This is a genomic window from Terriglobales bacterium, from assembly GCA_035454605.1.
Lineage (GTDB): Bacteria > Acidobacteriota > Terriglobia > Terriglobales > Acidobacteriaceae > DATMAB01.
Map to the genome: position 1 here is coordinate 1 of DATIGQ010000059.1, position 21,886 is coordinate 21,886.

Consider the following 21,886-nt stretch of genomic DNA (forward strand, 5'->3'; position numbering starts at 1 on the left):
AGCGATGATCTTCGGTCATGAGCGCGCAGAGAGCGTCGACGTCGTGGCGGTTGATCTGCTCGACAAACTGCAGGGAGATGCGGAGAGAATCCGAACCGCTCACAGGGAACCTGCCGGGCGAATAGCCTGTTTGCGAAGCACCTGCAGCCGGCGCTGTGCCAGGAAGTGTGAGCTAACCTTCTCGTACACCGACTTCTCTGCGGGCTTCACCCGCTCGTAGGCCGCGATAGCGGTTCCGGCCACACCATATTGCTCAGCAATACGACCGAGCACATACCAGTCCGGAGGTTGGGGCTCGTCAAAGCCAACAATGTCCATGGCTTGCAACAGGACTTCACGCGCCTCCGTAGTTTTCCCGAGTTCGGCGTAGAGAGACGCTAGAGTATGCAACGAGGCGTAGTTGTTGTTCTGGGTCATCTGGGTGGCATTTCGCGCCCATTCCACAGTCCCTTCTGTAACGGAACCTACAAGCAATGCATTCCAGGCCCCACGGTTGAAATCCTCGGCGGTGGCCTTGCTCGCCGCCAAGATGCGCTGATGATATGGGATGGCCTTGGCGGGCTCACCGCGCATCTCAGCCGAGTCGGTCAGCACGCGCATCGCGACCAAATCATCGGGCAGCCTTCCCAAGCGATCCTGCGCGGTCTTTTCCAGGTCCTGCCAGAGTCCGAGGTGGACGAGCGCCTGGGCGGCCAGCGTGAAAGCGGTATCGGACGTGGGTGATGCGGTCAATAAGCGCCGCGCTACCGGCAGCAGTTCATCATATTTTTCCAGCTTGGCGTGGGCACTGGCCAGCGCCAGGTCGAAGTTCAGCCGTTCGGCATTAGATTTCGCCTTCTCGCGACCCTCCACGATGATGGGAATCGCAAGATCAGCGTCCCAGCCGGATGCCAGCAGAGCGGCTGCGGCATAGCGCATGGTCTCAACACCGGCCTGCTGGGAACGCGTCCAGAAGCGTGGGAACACCGGCCCGGAGAGCGCATCGTCCCCACCCTTGAGAGGCTGCTCCTCGCGCGCCCAGTCGAGCCAGGTCCTCGCCCCTGCTTCGTCGCCTGATTTCAGTCGCGCCAGGACCTCCAAGCCAATCTCGTCCGGGTCTTCGCCGTCCGCCAGCGCCTTATACTGCCCGTCTTCTTTCACCACGAAAATCACCCTGCTGGGCTGACCGGGAAGGAGCAGTTGCACGCGATACCCGGTGGCGTCGTCTCCGGTTGCGGTGACCTGCACGACCGACAACGTGACATCCGCGATGAGAAAGCTCGGCATGTCTTGTCGGCGGGTCATCACTCGCAAACTGCGCAGGGAATCATCGAATTTCTTCCGGCCTTCTTCGACCCGACGCTTGCCCAGGGCAAGGCGGCTCTCAAAGCGAAGGCTGTCTTCGTATTTGGGTGTACCCAATAAGAGAAACGCGAACACTTGCTTGACAAACCCTTCCAGCGTATCCGACGTCAAGGAAATGTCATCGGCCCGACGTATCTTCCGCAAGAACTCGGCCCGAGCGAGCAGTTGGGCTGCATTGGGATTTCCCCGCGCGCCAGCAGCCAAGATTTCTGCAGCCGCCTCATAAAGGCGGAGCCTCAGCAGAGTCTCGCCTGCGGCGAGCTGTACCTGCCGACGGGCTGCTTCCTCGGGGACGATGCGCGCGGATTCTGTCAGTGCCGCCGCCGCGCCGCGTTGCGCCGCCGCGGCCACGATCTGCAGTCCCTGTCGATTGGCGGTGGCAGGAAGCGCCGCGGCACGCACTTCGAGCTGATGAAAACGCTCCGCCCACAACAAAGCGACGAGCAGATTGTCAGTCATGCCGGATTCTTCGAGTTTGTCGCCCAATGACAAGTATTCGCGGATGGCTTCTTGCACTTTCGCCTTGTCTGCGTAGCGCTCGCCGCTTGCACCGTGTTCCAGCAGTATGGCCAGGTCGGCGGTGAAGCTCGTGACGGACGGGTCCAGCTCGCGCGCCTTGCGGTATGCGGCGAGGGAGCCTTCGAAGTCGAAGCCCTTGCGAAAGCGGCGCCCGACCAGGTCGTGCAGCAGAATCCAGGCCAGCGTCTCCTGCGCGCGTGCGGATTTGGGCTCGATACTGATGGCGCGCCGAGCCTCTTCTCTGGCACCGTCACCGAGGCCAGCCACTAATAGGGCACGAGCCTGTTGCATGTGGTGAAGCGCTTCTTTTGGATGCAAGGCCATCAGTGTCCGGAACTCCTCCAGGGCCTCACGAACCCGACCGGCCTCCAGGTGAGTCCAGCCAATTTGCTCGTAAAGGACGCTAGGAACCTGAGCCTTGTTCAGCTCCTTAATGGCGGCGCGCAAAGCCTCGGCTTCCTGGGGCGTGTAACGCCGCTTCACGGTGTCGAAGCGCAGGCGGGCTGTGACCACTTCATCAGGCCCGGCCAGGAATTCACGCGTGAGCTTGGCGGGACCGAGCTGCTGGGTACCATTCTTGGGGAGCGAACGCACGCGGAACCCGGGCGGTGGGATGACGCGGTAGTGCCACTCGTTGGCGAACGCCTCCGGAAGAAGGAAATCGTGCTGGCGGTGCTTCTTCTGCGGCGCGATAGCCGGCTGACCTTCGGATTCCGTGGGCTTCTCGTTTTCCGGTTCTTCAAAAAAGAAATCCGGCAGCCGATTCAGCAGGCCCTCGAGTCGAATGGCCACGACCGCAATGCTGAAATCCGTGCTACCACGCTTGGCCTGCTCCAGCTCCAGCTTCAGACGGAAGGGCACGGAGAGATCGCGAGCCGGTGACGCCTCGTAGTGCGCGACCCTTTCCGAGAGATACGCGGACTTTGCATATTCTTGCAGATTTTCGCGGATATCCTTCTCGGCCGTGCTTCCGTAATAGGAACGATAGCTGCGCTCCGCCGAGCCATTGACTTCCGTAGTTTCCGTTACACGGGCGGAACCATATTCCGCGAGATGAAACTCGCGGGTTTCCACAACTTGGTTTGCGGATGAAGGCAATTCGGGAACGCGAACGAGTCCCGTCGTCTCCACGCCTGCCACCAGTGCCGACCGCCCCTGGTTGCCGGAGGGAATGTCGGTGAGGCGGGAGAACTCGTCGGTGACCTCAACCCAATAGTCCGTCGGGCCGGGAAGATAGACGATCGCGTGGTTGAAGTTCATGCCCGGCAGTTCTGGATCCGTATCCTGTCCAAAACCGGAATTTAGGAGGGCCACGTAGGCCGGGATGTGCGCCTCCCGAAGCAGGGCTACAAAGAAAGCAGCCTTGTCCTTGCAGTCGCCGTACTTGCGCTGGAGGGTCTCGGCCGGTGTTCGCGGCACCAGAGCGGCCTCGCCGAATTCGACTCCAGTGTAGCGAATCTCCCGGTGCAGGTAGGCCAGCAGCGCCGCGGCCCTTTCCTCGCGAGTCGCTCTGCCGCGTGTAGCCGCCTCGACCGCGCTGTGCAGCGCCGCACCCTGGACCTGGCGGTTCACGATCCTGTCATAGGCGGCAGCTATCTCCTGCCATGAAGGCCCGGTGGAAAACGCTACGCGCGGATCTTCGGCAACGTCACCGGGCAGGTTCCTTTCCGACTCTGAAGAAGGCTCGCGTATGCCTTCCTCGAACACGTACCGAACCCGTCCGCCGGACTCACTTTTGCTGGTCACGAGTTGTGGGGCGGCCTGAACGCGATATCGCAGGGGCAGAGAGACTGGCGCATCGATGATCAACCGACTCTTCCTCACCGGGACCCGCCAGCCGAGATAAACGTTGTAGACAGTGCCGGGGGCAAAGAAGGGAACCGTTTCTCGGGTGACGGCTTCGATTTCGACCACCGACCCTGCGGCTACGGCGGGCAACGGTCCCCGCAGAATTCGCCGATCGTCATATACCTGCGGAGAATCGCCCTTGACGGGGGCATCATCCAGTGTCTGAGGGTCCATCCAGTGAACGGCCCCATCGCCAGAGATGACCCGGGCGCGAATCACCGGTCGTTCCTGATGCCAGGGTTCGTAATACCCTCCGACAGAGTCCCAGCTCTCCACCGCACCTTGGTCGAGAATGCGGTAAAGGTTATGACGCCGGTGAAGCAATCGACCTTCCGGGTCGAACTCGTACTCTTCTTCGTCGAGCAAAACGACGGCATCGATATCCGCAGCGACAGGAATCGCAGCCGCCGAGCGGAGGACGGCAGCGGGATCACCGCTAAACGCAGCGCCGTCCCAGGGGTCGGATGGCTCCGAAGCGAATGCGCAAAGGACGCCGAGGAGCCAACAACATGTGAAGGTGACGGCGCTGTGGAAAAACTGTCGTCGCAACAAGACAACCTCACAGTACTTCGAAGCGTTCCCAGGGAAGAAAGAAATCTAGTCCACGTCGCGGCACCGTTGCAAGGTGTACTAGGTGGCTAGCCTTGCGTTGTCCGGTTGCTGGAAGCAGTGATAGATTGCCGGGGCGATGGCGCGACTCTTTGCCGGCACATCGGGCTGGTCGTATCCGAGCTGGAAGCCCGATTTCTATCCGGCCAAGCTGCCGTCGAAGAAGTTCCTGGAGTATTACGCCACCCGCTTGAATTCGGTGGAGCTGAACGTCACCTTCCGCCGCTTTGCCACCGCCTCCATGCAGCAGGGCTGGATCGCGGTGACTCCGGCGGACTTCTGTTTCACCGTCAAGGCCCACCAGAACATCACCCACGTGCTGCGCCTGCGCAATGCGGAGGAGTTCACTCGCAGCTTTCTGGGCTCCTTGCAGCCTATGGCGGAGGCGGGCAAGCTGGGCACGGTGCTTTTCCAGTTGCCTCCGTTCCTCAAGTGCGACACCGTGCTGCTGGCGGATTTCCTGAAGATCCTGCCGCGCGCCGCTCGTCCCGCGTTCGAGTTTCGCCACCCTTCCTGGTTCAGCGATGAGGTGTACCAGCAGCTCCAGGACGCCGGCGCCGCACTTTGCATCGCGGAAAGCGAAAAGCTGGAAGTGCCCGAAGTCGTGACCGCAGACTTCACCTATTTCCGGCTGCGCAAGCCGGAGTACTCCCCCGCAGAGCGCAAGGAGATCGTGGAGAAGGTCGGTGGGCACCTGGCGGCCGGGCGTGACGTGTACGTGTATTTCAAGCATGAGGAGACTCCCGAGGGCGCGCGCTACGCCGAGGAGCTTCTGAAGACCGTGCAAACGTAGAGCCGCGCTCACCTGGGCTTGCGAATCCCCGCTGCACACCGGGCGGCGCAGCGGGTAGACTGGATGCCGACGCACGAGCCGGGAGGTGGCATGGCAAACGAAGGGCGCATCAAGTATCTGAAGGCCGTGCTGGTGCTGACGGGCCTGATCTTCACCGTCGGCATCTACCCGTTGATGCAGGTCTGGCCCGCGGGCTGGCGCTGGACTCCCAACCAGCCGGAATACGAACAGATGATCCTGGGCGTGTACTTCACCCTGGGCGTATTCCTGTTGCTGGCGGCTCGCGATCCGCTGAAGCATACCAGCCTGATCTGGTTTACCGTGTGGTCGAGCGTGGTGCACGCAGGCGTGATGGCGGTGCACGCCGCTCGCGATGCTGCGGAAAGCGGACACATGCTGGGCGATGTGCCGGGCCTGCTGATTGTGGCGATTCTGCTGGGCGTGCTGACGCCACGAGGAGGTTAGATGGCGGAAATCACCACCCTCGCCGCGAAGTCCTTCGGCTACCTGCTGGGCGGCGAATGGCGCACCGAAGGAGAAGCCGTCGAGGTACGCTCACCGTTCGATGGCTCGGTAGTCGGCACTACGTTTCGCGCTGGGCCGCAGCAGATGGAGGCGGCGATCGCTGCCGCGGTCCGCGCATTCGATACGACGCGCAGGCTGCCCGCCTATGAACGGCAGCGGGTGCTGAGCGCCGTGTCGCGGACCGTCGCGGAACGGCGCGAGGACTTGGCCCGGACCATTGCGCTCGAGGCCGGCAAGCCCATCAAGACGGCGCGCGCCGAGGTGGATCGTGCCATCCTCACCTTCTCGCTTGCCGCCGAGGAGAGCACGCGCATCTACGGCCAGTACCTGCCGCTCGATCTGCAAGCCGCCACCGCCGGCCGCTGGGCGCTGGTGCGGCGCTTTCCCGTGGGGCCTATCGCCGCCATCACCCCGTTCAACTTTCCACTGAATCTGGCGGCCCACAAGATCGCGCCGGCCCTTGCTGCGGGCTGCACCATGGTGTTGAAGCCTGCGCCGCAGGCGCCGTTGAGCGCCCTCTCGCTGGCGCAAGTCGTACACGACGCCGGCTGGCCGGCGGGGGCACTGAACGTGCTACCGGCCGCGAATCCCGTGGCTGAGATGCTGGTCACCGACGGTCGCCTGAAGATGCTCACCTTCACCGGCAGCGCCGCAGTGGGCTGGGAGCTGAAGAAGAAAGCGGGCAAGAAGCGTGTGACGCTGGAGCTCGGCGGCAACGCCGGGGTCATCGTGCACTCCGACGCCGATATCGGCTACGCCGCCGAGCGCTGCGCCATGGGCGGCTACTCCTACGCCGGCCAGAGCTGCATTTCGGTGCAGCGCGTGCTGGTAGAAGCAGGCGTGCACAGCCGGTTCTTGCGCGACTTCGTCCCGCGCGTGCAGGCGCTGAGACTGGGCGATCCGCTCGACGAAGCCACCGACGTCGGTCCCATGATCAGCGAAGACGCGGCGCGGCGCGCCGAGCAGTGGATCCAGGAAGCCGTGACCGGCGGCGCCAAGCTGCACTGTGGCGGAGCACGCCGCGGCCCGCTGCTCGAACCCGCGGTGCTTACCGGCACCAAACCCACCATGCGAGTGAACTGCGAAGAAGTGTTCGCGCCGGTGGTCACCGTGGAACCCTACGAGGACTTCGACGAAGCGCTTCGCCAGGTGAACGACTCCCCTTACGGCTTGCAGGCCGGCCTGTTCACGAACGACGCGCGCCTTATCTTCCGCGCCTACGAGGAACTCAAGGTTGGCGGGCTGATGGTCGGCGAAGTGCCCACTTTCCGCATCGACCACATGCCCTACGGCGGCACCAAGGACTCCGGCCTGGGCCGCGAAGGCCTGCGCTATGCCATCGAGGAAATGACGGAGTCCCGCCTCCTGACCATGAACCTGCGCTGACGTCAGCCGACCGTTTCGCCCTCGGGCGCGCCGCGCAGGCGCGAGGCGTCGGATTCGGGAGTGGAGTCGCGCTGGCGCGAGGCCAGCAACCCGTAGGCTTCCGCCGCTTCCGATTCCGCAGGAAGCAGCGGATAGAAGTGCGCGTGCAGGTGCCACTCGTGGTGCGGAAATCCGTCGGTCGGGCGCTGGTGAAACCCCATGGTATAGGGCAGCGGGGCCCGGAACAGGCTGTCGTAGCGTGCCGTGAGGCGGCGCAGGACTTCAGCCAAAGCCTCGCGTTCTTCACCGTTCAGCAGGTCCAGCCCGGTCGTGTGGCGCCGGCTTAGCACCATGGTTTCCAGCCGCTGCGCCCCCCAGAAAGGCGCCAGGGCCGTGAACATGGCGTTCTCACAGACCACGCGTTCGCGATAGACCTGCTCCAGCGCCAGGTAGTCGCAAAGCATGCAGGTCTGCCGGGCGTCGTAGTAACCGGTGAACGATGCCTGCTCGCGAAAAGGCTGGCTGGGCAGGCTCGAACCGGCCCAGAGGTCGCAATGGGGATGCCCGCCGCGCCGCTCAACGATTTGCACGTAGCGGATGCCGGATGTTTGACCCAGCGCAGCATACTGCTCTGCCCAGGTATCGACGACCGCACGCGCCTCCGCCGGCGTGAACAGTGGAAAGGAAAGGTCGTGCCGCGCACTGTACGCTACCTGGCGGCAGATGCCGGGCTCGCCCTGCACGATGATAAGGCTGCCCTCGTCGATGGTAAGTTCCGGAGCTCCGGGCAGCAGCGCGGGCACGTCGTCGTCGAAGACGGCGATACCTTCGTAGTCAGGATTCCTGATCCCGCCGGCGCGCTCGTTGCCGGGACAGAGGCGGCAGCGGGGATCGTAAATGGGAGCGGCGGGCGGCGACGCTTTGGATGCCAGAGTCCCCGGATTGGGCGCGCGCTGCGGTGAAACCACCACCCATTCCCGCAGCAAGGGGTTGTAGCGCCGATGGGGCTGGTCGCGGAACAGGTGCAGGTCCATCGCGCCGCATCATACTCCGCGCGCTCCGGGAAGGCGATGCAGGCCGGAAGGTGCCGAATCCCAATCACGAAGTCATGTGACCCAGGTCACATCCGCTCTTCGAGAGGTCGGATGTAATAGCGCCATCCACGCTCACCGGTCCGGGATGGCAGCGACGCTGCAAAGCAAGCTGCTGTCCCGGACATAAATTTTTTCGCCCCTTGCTTCGCGGCGACCGCCAGAAAAAACGAAGGGACCGGGCGGTCCGCCCGGCCCCTTAGTCACGCTGAGATTTGCCGTCTATTGGCCGTGCGCCATGCCGGCACAGCAGCCGGCTCCTGCATGCTGGCCATGGCCCTTGCAGCACCCGGCGCCTTGCATGCAGCCGCCCGCAGCGCCTTCGGCTTTCATCTTGCAGCAGCCGCCCTGGCCGCAGCCCGCGGAGTCAGCGGCCTGCTTCTTGGCGCAAGCCATCGGCTCGCTCACCGTCTGCTGGAACTCGGCCAGCAAGCGCGCATGTTCGTCGGACGCAGACTTGCGCGCGGCCTCGTCCTTGGCAGAGCGGACGCGCTCGAAGCTGGTGGTAAGGTCGCCGGCCATCTTCACCACCTTCTCGTGCTTGGCCATCATGGGACACGCAGCGGGCGCCGCCGGTTGGGAACTCTGCTGGGCGAGCGCGGCCGTTACCAACAGCAACGTCGAGATCAGAACGATTGCATAGAAACGCTTCACCGATTTCTCCTCTCAGAGAACGGAATTTGTAACTCGCCTGGCATCCTACGTGCGACTGGAAAGCCGGTCTGTGACAAAAATCACAGGCGGGCCGTCAGGAGCGTAAGCCCTGAACCGCGGGTGACATCCGTCACAGCCGGTTGTGCGTCCCCCGGAATACCCTGACTCAGAGAGCGGGAGGTACCGTGCCCATGCCGTCACACGTCCGACCCACCGTAAGAGGGCTTGTCTGCTTGGTGATTCTGGCCGGATGGCCCGCCCGGGCGCAATCGCCGCCGCCCCTGACCCTGCCTCAAGCAGTGGCCCGGGCGTTAGAGGCCAATCCTTTGCGAGCAGCCTCGGCGGCTGAGCGAGACGCCGCCGCAAGCGGCGTGCGCGAGGCGCGCGCCGGCCTGCTGCCCTCGGTTTCCTTCTCGGAGGGATTCACGCGCAGCACCGACCCGGTGTTCGTCTTCGGAACCAAGCTGCGCCAGGAGCGCTTCACCGCCGCCGATTTCGCGCTTGACGAACTGAATACACCTGCGCCCATCAACAATTTCTCCACCCGTATCTGGACCGAGTGGAACCTGTTCGATTCCGGCGGAAAGCTGTTCAACCTGGCGCGCTCCCGTCGCATGAGTGAGGCCGCCGACCGGCGGTTGGAGCGCACGGACCAGGAGATTGCCTTTCGCGCGGTCGAGGCTTACCTGGCGGTGCTGGGAGCGGAGAAGCAGCGGCAAGTGGCGGAGCAGTCGCTGCGCACGGCCGAGGCGGTGCGCGACCGCAGCCAGGCGCGGGTCGAGGCAGGTGTGGCCGTCGAATCCGATCTGCTGAACGCGCGCGTCAACTTGGCTGACCGGCAACATCAGCTCCTGCTGGCAGAGAACGCCGTGAAGCTGGCGCGAGCAGAGTTGAATACCGTACTCGGCGAGGCCATGGGCGCGAGATTCGTCCTCGCCGATGTCCCTGACGATGCCGGACCCACGGCGGACGCGTTAGATGGCTTGGAGCGGTTGGCTCTGGAGAAGCGCCCTGATCTCGACGGAATCGAGGCCCAGCAGGCGGCCCAGGCAAAGAGCGTGTCCATGGCCAAGTCGGCATTCGGGCCGCGCGTCAACCTGTTTGCGGGCTGGGAGGCAAATAACCGCGATCTGACCAGCGGCGGCAACACCAACTGGACGGGAGGCGTCGAGCTGCAACTCGACCTGTTCCAGGGCGGCGCCAAAGCAGCGCGCCTCTCGCGCGAACGCGCCGGCGTTGCCCGTCTGGCGGCGCTCCGACAGGCGGCACAAGATGCGGTTCGGCTTGACGTCCAGCGCACCTACTACGATCTGGAGGCCGCGCGCCAGCACGTGGAGGTGATGCGTGCCGCCGTTTCCGAAGCCGCCGAGAGCCTGCGCATCACCCAGAACCGCTACGACGCCGGGCTCAACACCATTACCGACCTGCTGCGGGTCGAAGAAATCTCACGCCGGACCCAGAGCGACTACTGGGGCGCGGTGTACCGGCTGCGCACGGCGCGTGCTGCGCTGGAGCTGGCCACCGGCACACTCGGGCCCAATTCTCCGGCGGTGCTGCCATGATGCGAACCTCGAAGTCTTTTCCCTTCTTCGCCTTTCTCGCAGTCTTCGCGATTGCAGGTTGCAGCGAAAAGAAGCCGGAGCAAACGGTGGCCGCTGAGACGGTGCGCGGAGTGCACGTGGTCACGGTGTCCGCAGAACCAGCGCCGGACCTGGCCGAAGTCACCGGCACGGTCCGGGCGGCACAGACGGCCATCGTATCCAGCGAAACCATGGGTGTCCTGCGCCAGGTGGACGTGCGCGAGGGCGACCGCGTCCGGCGGGGACAGGCGCTGGCGGTGATCGACGATGCCGCGCCTCACGCCGCGGTCAATCGCGCGCAGGCCGGGTTGCGCTCCGCCGAACAGCAGGTGGCTGCGGCCGAAGCCGACTACAACCTGGCCTCAGCCACCCTGGGGCGTTATCAGGACCTGCGCGACAAGAAGTCAGTGAGCCCGCAGGAGTTCGACGAGGTCAAGGCCCGCCATGACGCGGCCGCGGCGCAGCGTGAAAGGGCGCAGGCAGGACGGAACCAGGCACAGGCGGAATTGGCGCAGGCACAAACCGTCTTTGGTTACACACGCGTTCGCGCTCCGTTCGACGGCGTCGTGGCGGAAAAGCGCGTCGACCCCGGCACCCTGGCCGCCCCCGGCATGCCGTTGTTCGTGGTCGAAGACACCAGCAGCTTTCGTGCCGAAGCTCCCGTGGATGAACAGGATCTGCGATACCTCGAAATCGGAAAGCCGGTTCCGGTGCTGGTGGAGGCATTGGGCGCGGAGCTCGCCGGGAAAGTCGCGCAGATCCTTCCCGCGGCCGATCCTGCCAGCCGCAGCTTCCTGGTGAAAGTGCAGTTGCCGAAGGACGACCGGCTGCGCTCCGGCCTATTCGCGCGCGTGCGCTATGCGCGCGCCGAGCGGCCCATGCTCCTGTTGCCGCGTGCTGCCGTAATCGAGCGAGGACAGGTGCGCGGCGTGTTCGTCCTGGATGCGGACGGCGTTGCGCGCCTGCAGTTTGTCACCCTCGGGCGCGAGCAGGGCGAGCGCATCGAGGCGCTCTCCGGGGTGAAGGCGGGCGACCGCATCGTGGCCGACCCGTCCGGGCGTGACCTTGCCGGCAAACGCATTGAGGTGTCGCCGTGAGCGGATTGCGCGCTGCGGGCAAGCTGGCCCACGCGTTCATCGACTCCAAGCTCACGCCGCTGGTCATCGTGGCTTCCATCCTGCTGGGCGTGTTCGCCACTCTGCAGACGCCGCGCGAAGAAGAGCCCCAGATCATCGTGCCCATGCTGGATGTTTTCGTCCAGGTGCCGGGCGCTTCCGCCCGTGAAGTGGCGGAGCGCGCCACCATCCCCATGGAGAAGCTGCTGCGCGAAGTGCCGGGCGTCGAGTACGTCTACTCCATCACGCGGCCGGGCATGAGCCTGGTGATCGTGCGCTTCTACGTGGGCCAGAAGGAAGAAGATGCCATCGTCAAGACGTACAACAAGCTCTACTCGAATTTCGACCGCATCCCGCCCGGCGTCTCGCAGCCGCTCATCAAGGTGCGCTCCATCGACGACGTCCCCATTCTTGCGCTTACCCTGTGGGGCAAGGATTACGACGCGTACCGGTTGCGGCTGATCGCGGCGGAACTGGAAGATTCTCTCAAGCAACTAGACGACGTTTCGGAGACCACCATCCTCGGCGGGCGACCTCGGCGCCTGCGCGTGGTGCTCGACCCGCAGCGGCTGGCCGCCTACGGGCTTACGCCCGGGTCGGTAGCGGACCAGCTCGAGCAAGCCAACCGGCGCGCGCAGGCAGGCAGCTTCGCGCGTGACAACCAGGAGTTCCTGGTGGACGCGGGCAGCTTCTTCACTTCGCCGGAAGACCTGCAGAAGGTCGTAGTAGGCGTTGCTCAGGGGCGTCCCGTCTACTTGCGCAACGTTGCGGAGCGCCTGGAGGACGGTCCTGCTGAACCGGACAACTACGTCCTCTACAGCGACGCCGCAGGCAGCGGCGAGAAAGATACAGCCGAGTACCCTGCCGTCACCATCACCCTGGCCAAGCGCAAGGGCGCGAACGCGACCCTCATCACGCAGGCGGCATTGCACAGGGTCGAGGCACTGCGTGGCTATCTGTTGCCCGCGGACCTCAAGGTGAGCGCGACCCGGAACTATGGCGAGACCGCCAAGGACAAGTCTGACGAGCTGTTGAAGCATCTCCTGCTGGCCACGCTCTCCGTCACACTGTTGATCGCGCTGGCGCTGGGGTGGCGCGAATCGGGCGTGGTGTTGCTGGCCATCCCGGTGACGCTCGCCCTGACGCTTTCCATCTTCTATTTCTACGGCTACACGCTGAACCGCGTGACGCTGTTCGCGCTCATCTTTTCCATCGGCATCCTGGTGGATGACGCCATCGTCGTGGTGGAAAACGTCGTGCGCCATTTCCGCCTGCCGGAGAACCGGGGACGGAAGCTGAGCGACGTTGCGGTGGAAGCCGTGGACGAGGTGGGCAACCCCACCATCCTTGCCACCTTCACGGTGATCGCGGCCATTCTCCCCATGGCCTTCGTGAGCGGCCTGATGGGGCCCTACATGCGGCCCATCCCGGTGGGCGCTTCGGCGGCCATGCTGTTCTCGCTGCTGGTGGCCTTCGTGGTCTCACCCTGGGCGGCGCTGCGGCTGCTGCGGCATTACACCGAATCGTCCGGCGGCGAGCACGAAACCGAGGGCTGGACCACCCGCCTCTATCGCCGGCTGATGTCGCCGCTGGTGACCCATGCCCGCCGCCGCTGGTTGTTCCTGGGCGGCATGGTGGGACTGCTGCTGCTGGCGGCGCTGCTCGTTCCGCTGAAGCTGGTGCGCGTGAAGATGCTGCCCTTCGACAACAAGAGCGAGTTCCAGGTGATCGTGGACATGCCCGAGGGCACCACTCTGGAAGAAACCACGCGCGTGGCCCAGGCCCTGGGACGCTACGTGGCGCGGCAGCCCGAGGTCGTGAACTACCAGATCTACGCCGGGCTTTCTGGCCCCTACAACTTCAATGGCCTGGTACGCCATTACTTCCTGCGACAGGGCGCAAACGTCGCCGACATCCAGGTGAATCTGCTCTCGCGCCACGATCGCGATCGCCAGAGTCACGAGATCGCCCGGCGCATGCGTCCCGAGCTAGAGAAGATCGCGGAACCTTATGGCGCTCGTATCAAGGTGGCCGAGGTGCCGCCCGGCCCGCCCGTCCTGCAAACCATGGTGGCGGAAGTCTATGGCCCGGATTACCAGCGACAAATCGAGATTGCGGGGCAGATCCTGAAGGTCTTCGAGCAAACCCCCGGGGTCACGGACGTGGACTGGTATGTCGAGGATCCGCAAACCCGCTACGACATGAAAGTAGACCTGGACAAGGCGGCGCTGCACGGCATCTCCGCCAAGGATGTGACCCGCACGGTGGAGATCGGGCTGGGCGGAAGCGTGGTCGGCCTGCTGCATGCGCCCGAGGCACGCGAAGACGTTCCCATCGAAGTGCGCTTGAGCCGCGCTGGACGCTCGGGCGTGGAGACACTGGGTTCCCTGCGCCTGCCCACGCGTGAAGGCGGATCGGTTTCGTTGGCCGAGGTCACGAGCACGGAGAAGAAGGCCCTGGAACCCACGGTCTATCGCAAGAACATGCGGCCGGTGGTGTACGTCACGGGGGACCTGGCAGGCGCGGAAGAGAGCCCGGTGTATGCCATCCTCACCATGCGACGCGCGATCGCCGCGCTGAAAATACCCGAAGGCTACGAGATCGCGCAGTACTCCAGCGTCCTGCCCGAGCGTTCCGACCGCTACGCCATGAAGTGGGACGGCGAGTGGCACATCACCTATGAGGTCTTCCGCGACCTGGGCCTGGCGTTTGCCGCGGTGCTGGTGCTCATCTACGTGCTAGTGGTGGGGTGGTTCCACTCCTTCCGCACGCCGCTGGTCATCATGGCGCCCATCCCGTTGACGTTAGTGGGCATCCTGCCGGCGCATGCGCTGATGGGCGCGTTCTTCACCGCCACCTCGATGATAGGCTTCATCGCCGGCGCTGGCATCATCGTGCGCAATTCCATCATCCTGGTGGACTTCATCGAGCTGCGCCGCCGCCAGGGAATGCCGCTGGAAGAGGCCGTGGTGGACGCGGGCGCCGTGCGCTTCCGACCCATGCTCCTCACCGCCGCCGCGGTGGTGGTGGGCGCAAGCGTCATCCTGTTCGATCCCATTTTCCAGGGGCTGGCGATTTCGCTCATGGCGGGCGAGGTCGCTTCCACCCTGCTTTCCCGCATGGCCGTGCCCGTGCTCTATTACATGAGCCAACGCGGCCACGCGGCGGAACTCTCTGCCGATTAGGAGGAGATTATGACCGTGAATGCAGGTTTGCGGGCCGTTGCCGGGACCTTCGTTCTGCTTTCCCTCGCGCTGGGCTACTGGGTAAGCCCCTACTTCTTCCTGTTCACCGCGTTCGTAGGGCTGAACCTCTTGCAGTCAGGCTTCACCAACTGGTGCCCCATGATGACCATCCTGCGCAAGCTGGGGATGCCGGAGGTCTGCTCGCCCAAGGCCACGGCGGTGAAGTAGGCCGGGAACGCTCTTCGGCGAATCAGATCGGTTCGCCATAGCGGCGCAGGTGGGCCGCGCCGGCGAGGAACCCCGCCGTGAGTGCCAGCCCGATCCACAGACCGGGGCTCACCAGGAACTGGCCCGGTTGGAAGTGCATCATCGGATCCATGGAGAGGCTGCTGGCCATGAAGTTGTCGCCCCCGGCCCCCCCGAGCAGGCGGTGCACCAGCATCGTGCCGAAATACGAAGTGTTGAACGCGATCTTCTCGAAGGCGGCGATCGCCAGAGGTGGCAACGCAGCCCACAAGAACGGCGCGCGCCGCGCCCAGGCCGAGACCAGCAGCAGGTATCCGTAGACGGGCGCGTACCAGAGGCCGTGACCGGTCAGCAAGTGATAGAGCAGCAGCGGCCACGTCTGGAACAGCGGCGTGTGGGCCCATAGGGTCGTGACACTCAGACCGCTTCCCAGCAGGACGGCGCTGCTCACCAGCAGCATGATCCATTGCGTCATGGCCGCGGTCGCAAAGGCCACCAGGGGAAGTATCAGTACCGGCGTGATCATCTTCGAGAGTACGGTCTCCAGGTCGGAGAGCGGCAGCGACTTCCAGAAGAGGATGCTGCGATCCCGCCGTTCCCCGTACAGCGCGTCGAGACAGTAGAACGTGCCGACGGCCAGAGTGGTCAGCATCATCAAGCCCGCTACCAACAGGTACGGCTGCGCGATCAACTCGTAATGCTGCGTTGAGCCGAGGGCGGACGCGGCCCGCATTCTTGCCGGCAGGTAAATGGTGCTGATCAGGAACCCGACCAGAGCCAGCCCCGCGACCGCAACCGGCGCGATGAAGATGGAACGGTTCTCCCACAATTCTCGTTGCACCGCCCAGTACATGCGCCGGTTTGCCGGGATGGCCGCTGCCGCGACCTCCGGCGATGCCATCGAAGGCTCGCGCATGGGATTCGTGTGTGTATTCATCGGGCCCCTCCTTGTGGCGGGCCAGCCTGATGGGCCAGCACGGCAACGAACAAGTCCGCAATACTGGGCGTGCGCATCTCACCCAGCGCGGCGAGCCGCTGCCGTTCGACGCCATCGAACAGCAGGATGCTGCCGCCCATCGACTGGCGTTCGTGCATCGGCTTCAGCATGCGAGCGGCCGCGACCTGCTCCGGACGCACCAGGACTTCCAGATAGCGCGACTCCAGTTCTTCCATGCTGCGATTGAAGACGATGCGGCCGCGGTCGATGAACATGACGTCGGTGAGCACGTGCTCGATCTCTTCCACTTGGTGTGTCGCCACCACGATGGTGCGGTTGCGATCGAAGTAATCGTTCAGCAAAGAGTCGTAGAACTGCTTGCGAAACAGGATGTCGAGGCCCAGCGTCGGTTCGTCCAACACTAGCAATTTCGCGTCCATGGCCATGACCAGGGCGAGGTGCAACTGAGTCACCATGCCCTTCGACAACTCCCCGACTTTGCCGGCACGGCGGACGTTCGTCCTGCCAAGAAAACCCTCCGCCTTTCGGCGATCGAAGCGCGGATGCACGCCGGCGACGTAGTCGAGTGCCTGCGAGACCCTGATCCAGCGCGGCAATATGGCGACGTCGGCGATGAAGCAGACGTCGCGCATCAGCTGGTCGCGCTCCGCCCAGGGATCTCGCCCGAGCACTCTCAACTCTCCCTGGTACGGGATGAGTCCGAGGACGGCATTGAGTGCGGTTGTCTTGCCGGCGCCGTTGGGACCAATGAGCCCCAGAATGCGCCCCTCTTCCACGCGCATATCGACGCCGTTCAGCGCAATCGTGGCGCCGAAGGCCTTGCGCAGGCCGCGTGCTTCTATGCATGCCATGACTTCATCACTCCTCCGGTTTCGCGTTCGATTCCGACGGCGGGCTTGGACCAGCGTCCAGCAGTTCTTCCGCCGTCAGCCCGAGCCGCTGAATGGTTTCCTGGATTCGGGGCCATTCTTCCCCAAGAAACTTCTGCCGTTCGCCTTGCAACAACAAATTACGTGCGCCCGCATTGATGAACATGCCGCGCCCTCGCCGGGCTTCGACCAGCCCTTCGTCTACGAGCTGTTGATAGCCCTTCAGGACCGTGAGTGGATTCAACCGATATTCCGCCGCGACGTTGCGCACCGAGGGCAGCGGATCGCCCTCTTTGAGGATCCCGTCCAAAATCATCGCGACCACACGGTCGCGAAGCTGGCGATAGATCGGCTGACTGTCGTTCCACTCACGGTCCATGAGACTTTTCCTGAAGCTCTCAACACAGCCGAGACAAGGCTCGTATCAGTCCACCCGCCGAAGCTCGAAATGCGCGTGGACCGGCTTGTCGCCGGGCAGCATGTACGTCCAGTCCTCGATGTGATGGTTGGCGTCGACGAACGTGAACACGGCACGATGCATGTGTCCGTGTTGGTTGCCGCCGGAAAGGTTGGCGAACTCGAACTCCACCGACTTGCCGTCCGGTGAGACCTTGCCGGTCATGCGCGGACGGTTGCCGGCGTCGCAATAGTGGACCAGGTTGAGTTGATCGGCATCCAGGTAAAGCATCGTCACCGGATGGTCATAGCGTGACGGGTCCAGCGGGGTGTTGGCTTCCTGGAACTCGTGCACGATCGCGTTGCCGCGGGAAGTTACACGCATGGTGAGGTGCAGGGGCTTGATCGGCTGCTCGGTCATTCCGGGCAGCAGCGGATTCACCGTCACCGGACCTTCCCAAGAACCAGCCAGGGTTTTCATCCGGGCGAAGATTTGCTGCGCTTCCGTAGGCGGGGCTTTTACGGACGCCGTCTGCGCCTGCGACGGCGCGGCTCCGGCTAGTGGCTTCTGCGCGTCCGACTGTGCGAAAGCCACTGTGGTGAGCGACATCAGAACAACCGACAGCGTGAGACGAAGCGATTGCATGTTCATTCTCCTAAATGTCCATCGGGTGAGGTTTGCTCGCGCTTATGCAACGCGGGCAGCACCCGAGACTGGATGTGTTATGGTTCACTATAACACCAGTACGCATAAAAGTTAAGAGCAGTTCCACACATAAATTAAGAATGCTAAGTTGTTGTCCTGTTTAACTTTGTTATCTGCTGACGTAAACTCTCACTTGACGCGCGTGTGGCGTCCCAAGGCAAGTCTTGGGCTGCAAGGAAGAAGCAGGCACGGGCAAAGGGGGCCGGCGATGGGGCAGGGATACAGCACGCTTGGATTTGTGGTGATCGTCGTTCTCTACGCGGTCATCGGGCTGATGGCCGCGGCCGGTGTCATCTGCATGGCTCGGAGATTCTTCGCCCCCAAGGCAGAGCAGGTCTTCTACGCGATGTTCCTGATCATGATTGCCGGCTTCTACCTGGCTTTCGTGGCCTATTTTGGAATAGCGACGGCTTGGCGGATGGAAACGGCCGCCGTCGTGGTGTTTGCCGCGTTCGGCCTGCTGGGGACTCGCCTGCCCGTCGCCCTCATCGTCGGATATCCTCTGCACGGGCTGTGGGACCTGCTGCATGAACTACAGGCCCATGGAGCCTACTCTGCCTGGGAGCCGGGCCAGCTGACCGCGATCCCGCTTGGCTACGGAGTCTTCTGTTTGGCTTTTGACTTCTGCGCAGCGGCGTATTTCTTTACACGACGCGCGCAGTGGAGTGCCGCAACCGGCGAATCGCGAGCCGCGTGACGGGACTAAACCAGCGACGAGGAAGATAGATCCTTGGAGGACATCATGCGCCATCCCCTGTATTCGAAGCCGAAGAGAAGTTGTAATGCGCGATTCACGTTCCCCCTGGTGGCCGCATTCTTCACCTGCACCCTGGCTGTGGCCCAGGATGTAACCGACTCAAAATCTCCCGCGGTCCCCGCCCTCGAGGAAGAAACCCGATTGGCATTGAGCGCGGCCCCGGAGCATCTGCGGGCCAAGGCCGGACTGTATGTGTTCACGGCGGAAGGTTTCAAGAAGATCCGCGACAGCCAGAATGGCTTCACCTGCATCGTGAATCGCGATCATCCCTTGAACCTCAAGCCAACCTGTTACGACGAAGAAGGGGCCGCAACCATTCTGCCCAAGGTCCTGTTCGTGGGAAAAGAACTGGCGAAGGGCGAACCGATCGAGAAGATTGGAGAAGCGGTGGCGAAGAAGTTCCAGGCAGGTGAGTTCGTTTCTCCCCGCCGACCCGGCGTCGCCTACATGCTCTCGAACGAGATTCGGAACTTCAATCCGCGGACGGGACGGGTAGGCAGCTTTCCGCCGCACGTGATGTTTTACGCTCCCAACCTCACCAACGCGGACATCGGCTCAGACGGCAGTTTCTCGCCGGGGATGCCCTCCATCGCCTATCCCGGTCCCCATGCCTTCATGGTCGTGGTTCTGCCCAAAGCAGGCTCTCCCGCCGCCTTCAAAGCGACGAGGCCTCTGGCGCCTGGCTCGGCATTGGTGCTGGATCGGAGCGGAACGGACCCAAAATGTGGAAATCCCGAAACCCGTAACACGGCTAATTCAATGAATCGCTTGGGAAAAGTTGGTCGGGGAGAGAGGATTTGAACCTCCGACCCCCTGGTCCCGAACCAGGTGCTCTACCAGGCTGAGCCACTCCCCGACGTGTGCGGAATGAGGAAACAACAGGAGCCGTGGTCGGCAGCTCCAAGTGCGACTCGCGCGAGCGCCATTATAGCAAACCAGGCGCGCGCCCTCTCAGACGCCAAAGCGGGCGGGACGCGGTGTGACGCAGGCCCTCAAAAACAAGAGCCCTCGGTCCGCGTTTCTACTTCACCACGCGCAGGTTGTTGGTCACAGAGAACACGTCGGACACGCCATTGGCGCGGATGCCGGCCGTGTTCTTGTCGGCCTGGTTATCTACCACTCCCTCGAGCGTAACGTGGCCTCGCTTCACGATGATGCGAATCGGCGGATTCACCCCCAACGCATAGCGCTGGAGCGACGGGAATCCATAGATGGCGCGATAGAGTCGCAGGCGCAGACGATCGTCGTTCTGCGAGGCGGGCAGGACCTCGATCTGGTTATTCACCTGCTCCACGCCTTCAACGCTCTTCACCGCGTGCTCGGCATCGGATTTCAGGGTCTCGCGCGTCACTTGCCCCAGCAACGTGACGTTGTAGCCTTCGACCTTGAACGCGATATTGTCGAAGACGCCCAGATACGGCAACATCAGCAACTCATGCCGGACCTCTTTGATGATGCGCTTGACCGCCCGCTCCGAGGGTTGCTCAGCTTGCCCCAGGAGCGTGGCCGGAGTGAGCAGCGCAACCAGGCTGAGGGCAACAATCAGCTTGTATGGCTTCATGGGTAACTCCTACCTATTTAGATGCGGCGGCTGACCGCTGCGGCTGCGGAGAAGCGGCCCAGCACAGTTTCTCATGTATTTCTTATCGGTTTCTTATCGCCGCGGCCACGCCGCAGAGCGCCGGCTGCCAACGATGCTACAATAACGCCTCTTTCGCGCGGCAGGTGGGGCCTTCCGCGTGCCTCCGAACTTCGTGACGCAGCCTCTAGCCAAGCCGCGCACCATCCGTTACGCCGACGCCGGCGTGGATATTGACCGCGCCAACCGCGTGAAGCAGCGCATCAAGTACCTGGCGCACCGTACCTTCACCCGCGGCGTGCTCGGCGAGATCGGCGGCTTCGGCGGGCTGTTCGCGCTCGACAAGAAGCGCTACCGCGAGCCCGTCCTGGTCTCCAGCGTCGATGGCGTAGGCACCAAGCTCAAGGTTGCATTCGAGATGGACCTCCACCACACCGTGGGAGCGGACCTGGTGAACCACTGCGTCAACGATATTTCCGTACAGGGCGCCACGCCGCTGTTCTTCATGGACTACCTGGCCACCGGCACGTTGAGGCCGGAAGTGGCGGAAAAGATCATCAGCGGGATCGCCGCCGCCTGCAAGGCGAACGGGTGCGCGCTCATCGGCGGAGAAACCGCAGAGATGCCCGGCTTCTATCCGCCCGGCGAATACGATCTGGCGGGCTTCATCGTGGGGGTAGTGGACCGCGACCGCATCGTCACCGGCAAGCAGGTGCGCGCCGGCGATGTGCTCATCGGGCTGCCCTCTAACGGTTTGCACACCAACGGATATTCGCTGGCCCGCAAGCTGTTGTTCGAAGTGGCGCGCTACACGCCGGAGACTTTCGTCAGTGAGATCCGCTCCAAGGTGGGCACCGAACTGATGCGCACCCACAAGAGCTACTGGCCGGTGGTCAAGCGGGTGCTGGACGGCGAAACGGTCGGCGCCATGGCGCACATCACCGGCGGCGGCATCACGGAGAACCTGCCGCGCGTCCTGCCGCGCAATTGCGGCGCCGTTGTCGAAGTGGGGTCCTGGCCTGTGCCGCCCATCTTCGAGCACTTGCAGAAGCTGGGTAATATCCCGCGCGAGGAGATGCTGCGCACCTTCAACATGGGGATCGGCATGGTGCTGGTTGTGCCTGCGCCGAAGTTCAAGAAAGTGCAGAGTGTGCTCGACCGCACCGGCGAGAAGGGCTATACCATCGGGCGCATCGTGCGCGGCGAGCGCCGGGTGGCGTACTCCTGACCCACTTACCCTTCCTCGCTCAGTAGCTTGTGCTACTCTCTTTGCGTACCTCGCGAGTCCCCATCCTGGGGTCTCTACCTACGTTCCTCCTCGCAAGGAGCGTGGACGGAGGAGTTGCGAGCACACTCAGGGTGTGCCGGCTCCCCGCCATGAGCCCGCGCCCGCTACAGGAGGAACCATGACGTTCCGCAAACTCACTCCCAACCTTGTCGTCCGCGACGTAGCCGCGAGCGCGGAGTTCTATCGCTCGATGTTCGGCATGAAAGTGGACAAGACCGTGCCCGAAGCCGCGCCCTATCTGTTCGCCTCGATGGTTTCGGGATCGGTCGAGATCTTCCTCAACGACCAGCAGTTTGTCGCCAAGGAGTTCCCTGCTATCGCGGGGCCGCCGCTCGGAGGCACCTTGACTCTCTACATCGAGGTGGAGGACGTGCGACGCCTGCACGACGAAGTGCTTGCCAAGGGCGCGACCGTCACCATGCCGCTCACGGATCAGTTCTACGGCATGCGTGAGTTCGC

19 protein-coding genes and 1 tRNA gene are annotated in these 21,886 nt (G+C 63.5%); 11 read left to right on the forward strand and 9 right to left on the reverse strand.

The genetic code is table 11. From position 1 onward, the window contains the following. Positions 1-99 precede the first annotated feature (99 nt). On the reverse strand, positions 100-4,263 hold the full coding sequence (locus tag VLE48_03925; protein HSA92136.1) for a DUF3857 domain-containing protein: 4,164 nt from the start codon (positions 4,261-4,263) through the stop codon (positions 100-102). 136 nt (positions 4,264-4,399) lie between these two features. Between VLE48_03925 and VLE48_03930 the strand changes: the two genes are divergently transcribed. From VLE48_03930 to VLE48_03940, 3 genes are all read left to right on the forward strand, one after another. Then, the gene (locus VLE48_03930) at positions 4,400-5,113 is read left to right on the forward strand and encodes a DUF72 domain-containing protein (GenBank protein ID HSA92137.1); all 714 of its coding nucleotides are present in this window, start codon (positions 4,400-4,402) and stop codon (positions 5,111-5,113) included. 90 nt (positions 5,114-5,203) lie between these two features. Continuing rightward, complete coding sequence (locus VLE48_03935) at positions 5,204-5,578, forward strand: DUF6632 domain-containing protein (protein ID HSA92138.1); 375 nt, start codon at positions 5,204-5,206, stop codon at positions 5,576-5,578. Further along, on the forward strand, positions 5,579-7,024 hold the full coding sequence (locus tag VLE48_03940; protein ID HSA92139.1) for an aldehyde dehydrogenase family protein: 1,446 nt from the start codon (positions 5,579-5,581) through the stop codon (positions 7,022-7,024). It abuts the gene before it with no gap. 2 nt (positions 7,025-7,026) lie between these two features. Here VLE48_03940 and galT read toward each other — a convergent pair whose 3' ends face one another. Together galT and VLE48_03950 are read right to left on the reverse strand one after the other, a co-directional pair. Next, positions 7,027-8,037 carry a galactose-1-phosphate uridylyltransferase gene (gene galT, locus VLE48_03945; protein ID HSA92140.1) on the reverse strand — a complete coding sequence of 337 codons (1,011 nt, stop codon included), beginning with the start codon at positions 8,035-8,037 and terminating at the stop codon, positions 7,027-7,029. A 279-nt stretch (positions 8,038-8,316) separates the two neighbouring features. Continuing rightward, on the reverse strand, positions 8,317-8,748 hold the full coding sequence (locus tag VLE48_03950; GenBank protein ID HSA92141.1) for a hypothetical protein: 432 nt from the start codon (positions 8,746-8,748) through the stop codon (positions 8,317-8,319). A 236-nt stretch (positions 8,749-8,984) separates the two neighbouring features. On the opposite strand from VLE48_03950, the gene VLE48_03955 reads away from it, so the two are divergent. Genes VLE48_03955 through VLE48_03970 form a run of 4 tightly spaced genes read left to right on the forward strand, consistent with a single transcriptional unit; the run spans position 8,985 to position 14,856 of the window. After that, positions 8,985-10,310, forward strand: a complete 1,326-nt coding sequence (locus tag VLE48_03955) for a TolC family protein (protein HSA92142.1) — start codon at positions 8,985-8,987, stop codon at positions 10,308-10,310. After that, entirely contained in the window at positions 10,307-11,425 is a 1,119-nt protein-coding gene (locus VLE48_03960) for an efflux RND transporter periplasmic adaptor subunit (protein HSA92143.1), read from the forward strand. The genes VLE48_03955 and VLE48_03960 overlap by 4 nt, the downstream gene beginning before the upstream one ends. Continuing rightward, the gene (locus VLE48_03965; protein HSA92144.1) at positions 11,422-14,628 is read left to right on the forward strand and encodes an efflux RND transporter permease subunit; all 3,207 of its coding nucleotides are present in this window, start codon (positions 11,422-11,424) and stop codon (positions 14,626-14,628) included. The genes VLE48_03960 and VLE48_03965 overlap by 4 nt, the downstream gene beginning before the upstream one ends. Before the next feature lie 9 nt (positions 14,629-14,637). Continuing rightward, a complete protein-coding gene (locus VLE48_03970; protein ID HSA92145.1) occupies positions 14,638-14,856 on the forward strand; it encodes a DUF2892 domain-containing protein in 219 nt (72 codons plus the stop codon). A 22-nt stretch (positions 14,857-14,878) separates the two neighbouring features. Here VLE48_03970 and VLE48_03975 read toward each other — a convergent pair whose 3' ends face one another. Genes VLE48_03975 through VLE48_03990 form a run of 4 tightly spaced genes read right to left on the reverse strand, consistent with a single transcriptional unit; the run spans position 14,879 to position 17,743 of the window. Continuing rightward, positions 14,879-15,811, reverse strand: coding sequence for a hypothetical protein (locus VLE48_03975; GenBank protein HSA92146.1), 933 nt, complete (start codon positions 15,809-15,811; stop codon positions 14,879-14,881). Beyond that, the gene (locus tag VLE48_03980) at positions 15,808-16,683 is read right to left on the reverse strand and encodes an ABC transporter ATP-binding protein (GenBank protein HSA92147.1); all 876 of its coding nucleotides are present in this window, start codon (positions 16,681-16,683) and stop codon (positions 15,808-15,810) included. The genes VLE48_03975 and VLE48_03980 overlap by 4 nt, the downstream gene beginning before the upstream one ends. Positions 16,684-16,690: 7 nt before the next feature. Then, positions 16,691-17,080, reverse strand: coding sequence for a GntR family transcriptional regulator (locus VLE48_03985; protein HSA92148.1), 390 nt, complete (start codon positions 17,078-17,080; stop codon positions 16,691-16,693). A gap of 45 nt (positions 17,081-17,125) precedes the next feature. Further along, positions 17,126-17,743: a hypothetical protein gene (locus VLE48_03990; GenBank protein ID HSA92149.1), complete on the reverse strand. Its 618-nt coding sequence runs from the start codon at positions 17,741-17,743 to the stop codon at positions 17,126-17,128. A gap of 268 nt (positions 17,744-18,011) precedes the next feature. On the opposite strand from VLE48_03990, the gene VLE48_03995 reads away from it, so the two are divergent. Further along, positions 18,012-18,500, forward strand: a complete 489-nt coding sequence (locus VLE48_03995) for a hypothetical protein (protein HSA92150.1) — start codon at positions 18,012-18,014, stop codon at positions 18,498-18,500. 45 nt (positions 18,501-18,545) lie between these two features. Then, positions 18,546-19,361 carry a hypothetical protein gene (locus tag VLE48_04000; GenBank protein ID HSA92151.1) on the forward strand — a complete coding sequence of 272 codons (816 nt, stop codon included), beginning with the start codon at positions 18,546-18,548 and terminating at the stop codon, positions 19,359-19,361. On the opposite strand, the gene VLE48_04005 is transcribed toward VLE48_04000, so the two are convergent. Beyond that, a tRNA-Pro gene (locus tag VLE48_04005) sits at positions 19,340-19,416 on the reverse strand. The genes VLE48_04000 and VLE48_04005 overlap by 22 nt on opposite strands. A 165-nt stretch (positions 19,417-19,581) precedes the next feature. Beyond that, positions 19,582-20,121, reverse strand: a complete 540-nt coding sequence (locus VLE48_04010) for a BON domain-containing protein (protein ID HSA92152.1) — start codon at positions 20,119-20,121, stop codon at positions 19,582-19,584. A gap of 178 nt (positions 20,122-20,299) precedes the next feature. Here VLE48_04010 and purM point away from each other — a divergent pair, with 178 nt between their 5' ends. Beyond that, entirely contained in the window at positions 20,300-21,367 is a 1,068-nt protein-coding gene (purM, locus tag VLE48_04015; protein ID HSA92153.1) for a phosphoribosylformylglycinamidine cyclo-ligase, read from the forward strand. 178 nt (positions 21,368-21,545) lie between these two features. Then, on the forward strand, positions 21,546-21,886 hold a 341-nt coding region (locus tag VLE48_04020), incomplete at its 3' end, for a VOC family protein (protein HSA92154.1).

What these genes read in the sequence shown, in the direction of transcription:
- VLE48_03930 (HSA92137.1), top strand. Translation starts at nt 4,400, where the DNA reads ATGGCGCGACTCTTTGCCGGCACATCGGGCTGGTCGTATCCGAGCTGG.
- VLE48_03935 (HSA92138.1), top strand. Translation starts at nt 5,204, where the DNA reads ATGGCAAACGAAGGGCGCATCAAGTATCTGAAGGCCGTGCTGGTGCTG.
- VLE48_03940 (HSA92139.1), top strand. Translation starts at nt 5,579, where the DNA reads ATGGCGGAAATCACCACCCTCGCCGCGAAGTCCTTCGGCTACCTGCTG.
- galT (HSA92140.1), bottom strand. Translation starts at nt 8,037, where the DNA reads ATGGACCTGCACCTGTTCCGCGACCAGCCCCATCGGCGCTACAACCCC.
- VLE48_03960 (HSA92143.1), top strand. Translation starts at nt 10,307, where the DNA reads ATGATGCGAACCTCGAAGTCTTTTCCCTTCTTCGCCTTTCTCGCAGTC.
- VLE48_03970 (HSA92145.1), top strand. Translation starts at nt 14,638, where the DNA reads ATGACCGTGAATGCAGGTTTGCGGGCCGTTGCCGGGACCTTCGTTCTG.
- VLE48_03975 (HSA92146.1), bottom strand. Translation starts at nt 15,811, where the DNA reads ATGAATACACACACGAATCCCATGCGCGAGCCTTCGATGGCATCGCCG.
- VLE48_03980 (HSA92147.1), bottom strand. Translation starts at nt 16,683, where the DNA reads ATGGCATGCATAGAAGCACGCGGCCTGCGCAAGGCCTTCGGCGCCACG.
- VLE48_03985 (HSA92148.1), bottom strand. Translation starts at nt 17,080, where the DNA reads ATGGACCGTGAGTGGAACGACAGTCAGCCGATCTATCGCCAGCTTCGC.
- VLE48_03990 (HSA92149.1), bottom strand. Translation starts at nt 17,743, where the DNA reads ATGCAATCGCTTCGTCTCACGCTGTCGGTTGTTCTGATGTCGCTCACC.
- VLE48_03995 (HSA92150.1), top strand. Translation starts at nt 18,012, where the DNA reads ATGGGGCAGGGATACAGCACGCTTGGATTTGTGGTGATCGTCGTTCTC.
- VLE48_04000 (HSA92151.1), top strand. Translation starts at nt 18,546, where the DNA reads ATGCGCCATCCCCTGTATTCGAAGCCGAAGAGAAGTTGTAATGCGCGA.
- VLE48_04010 (HSA92152.1), bottom strand. Translation starts at nt 20,121, where the DNA reads ATGAAGCCATACAAGCTGATTGTTGCCCTCAGCCTGGTTGCGCTGCTC.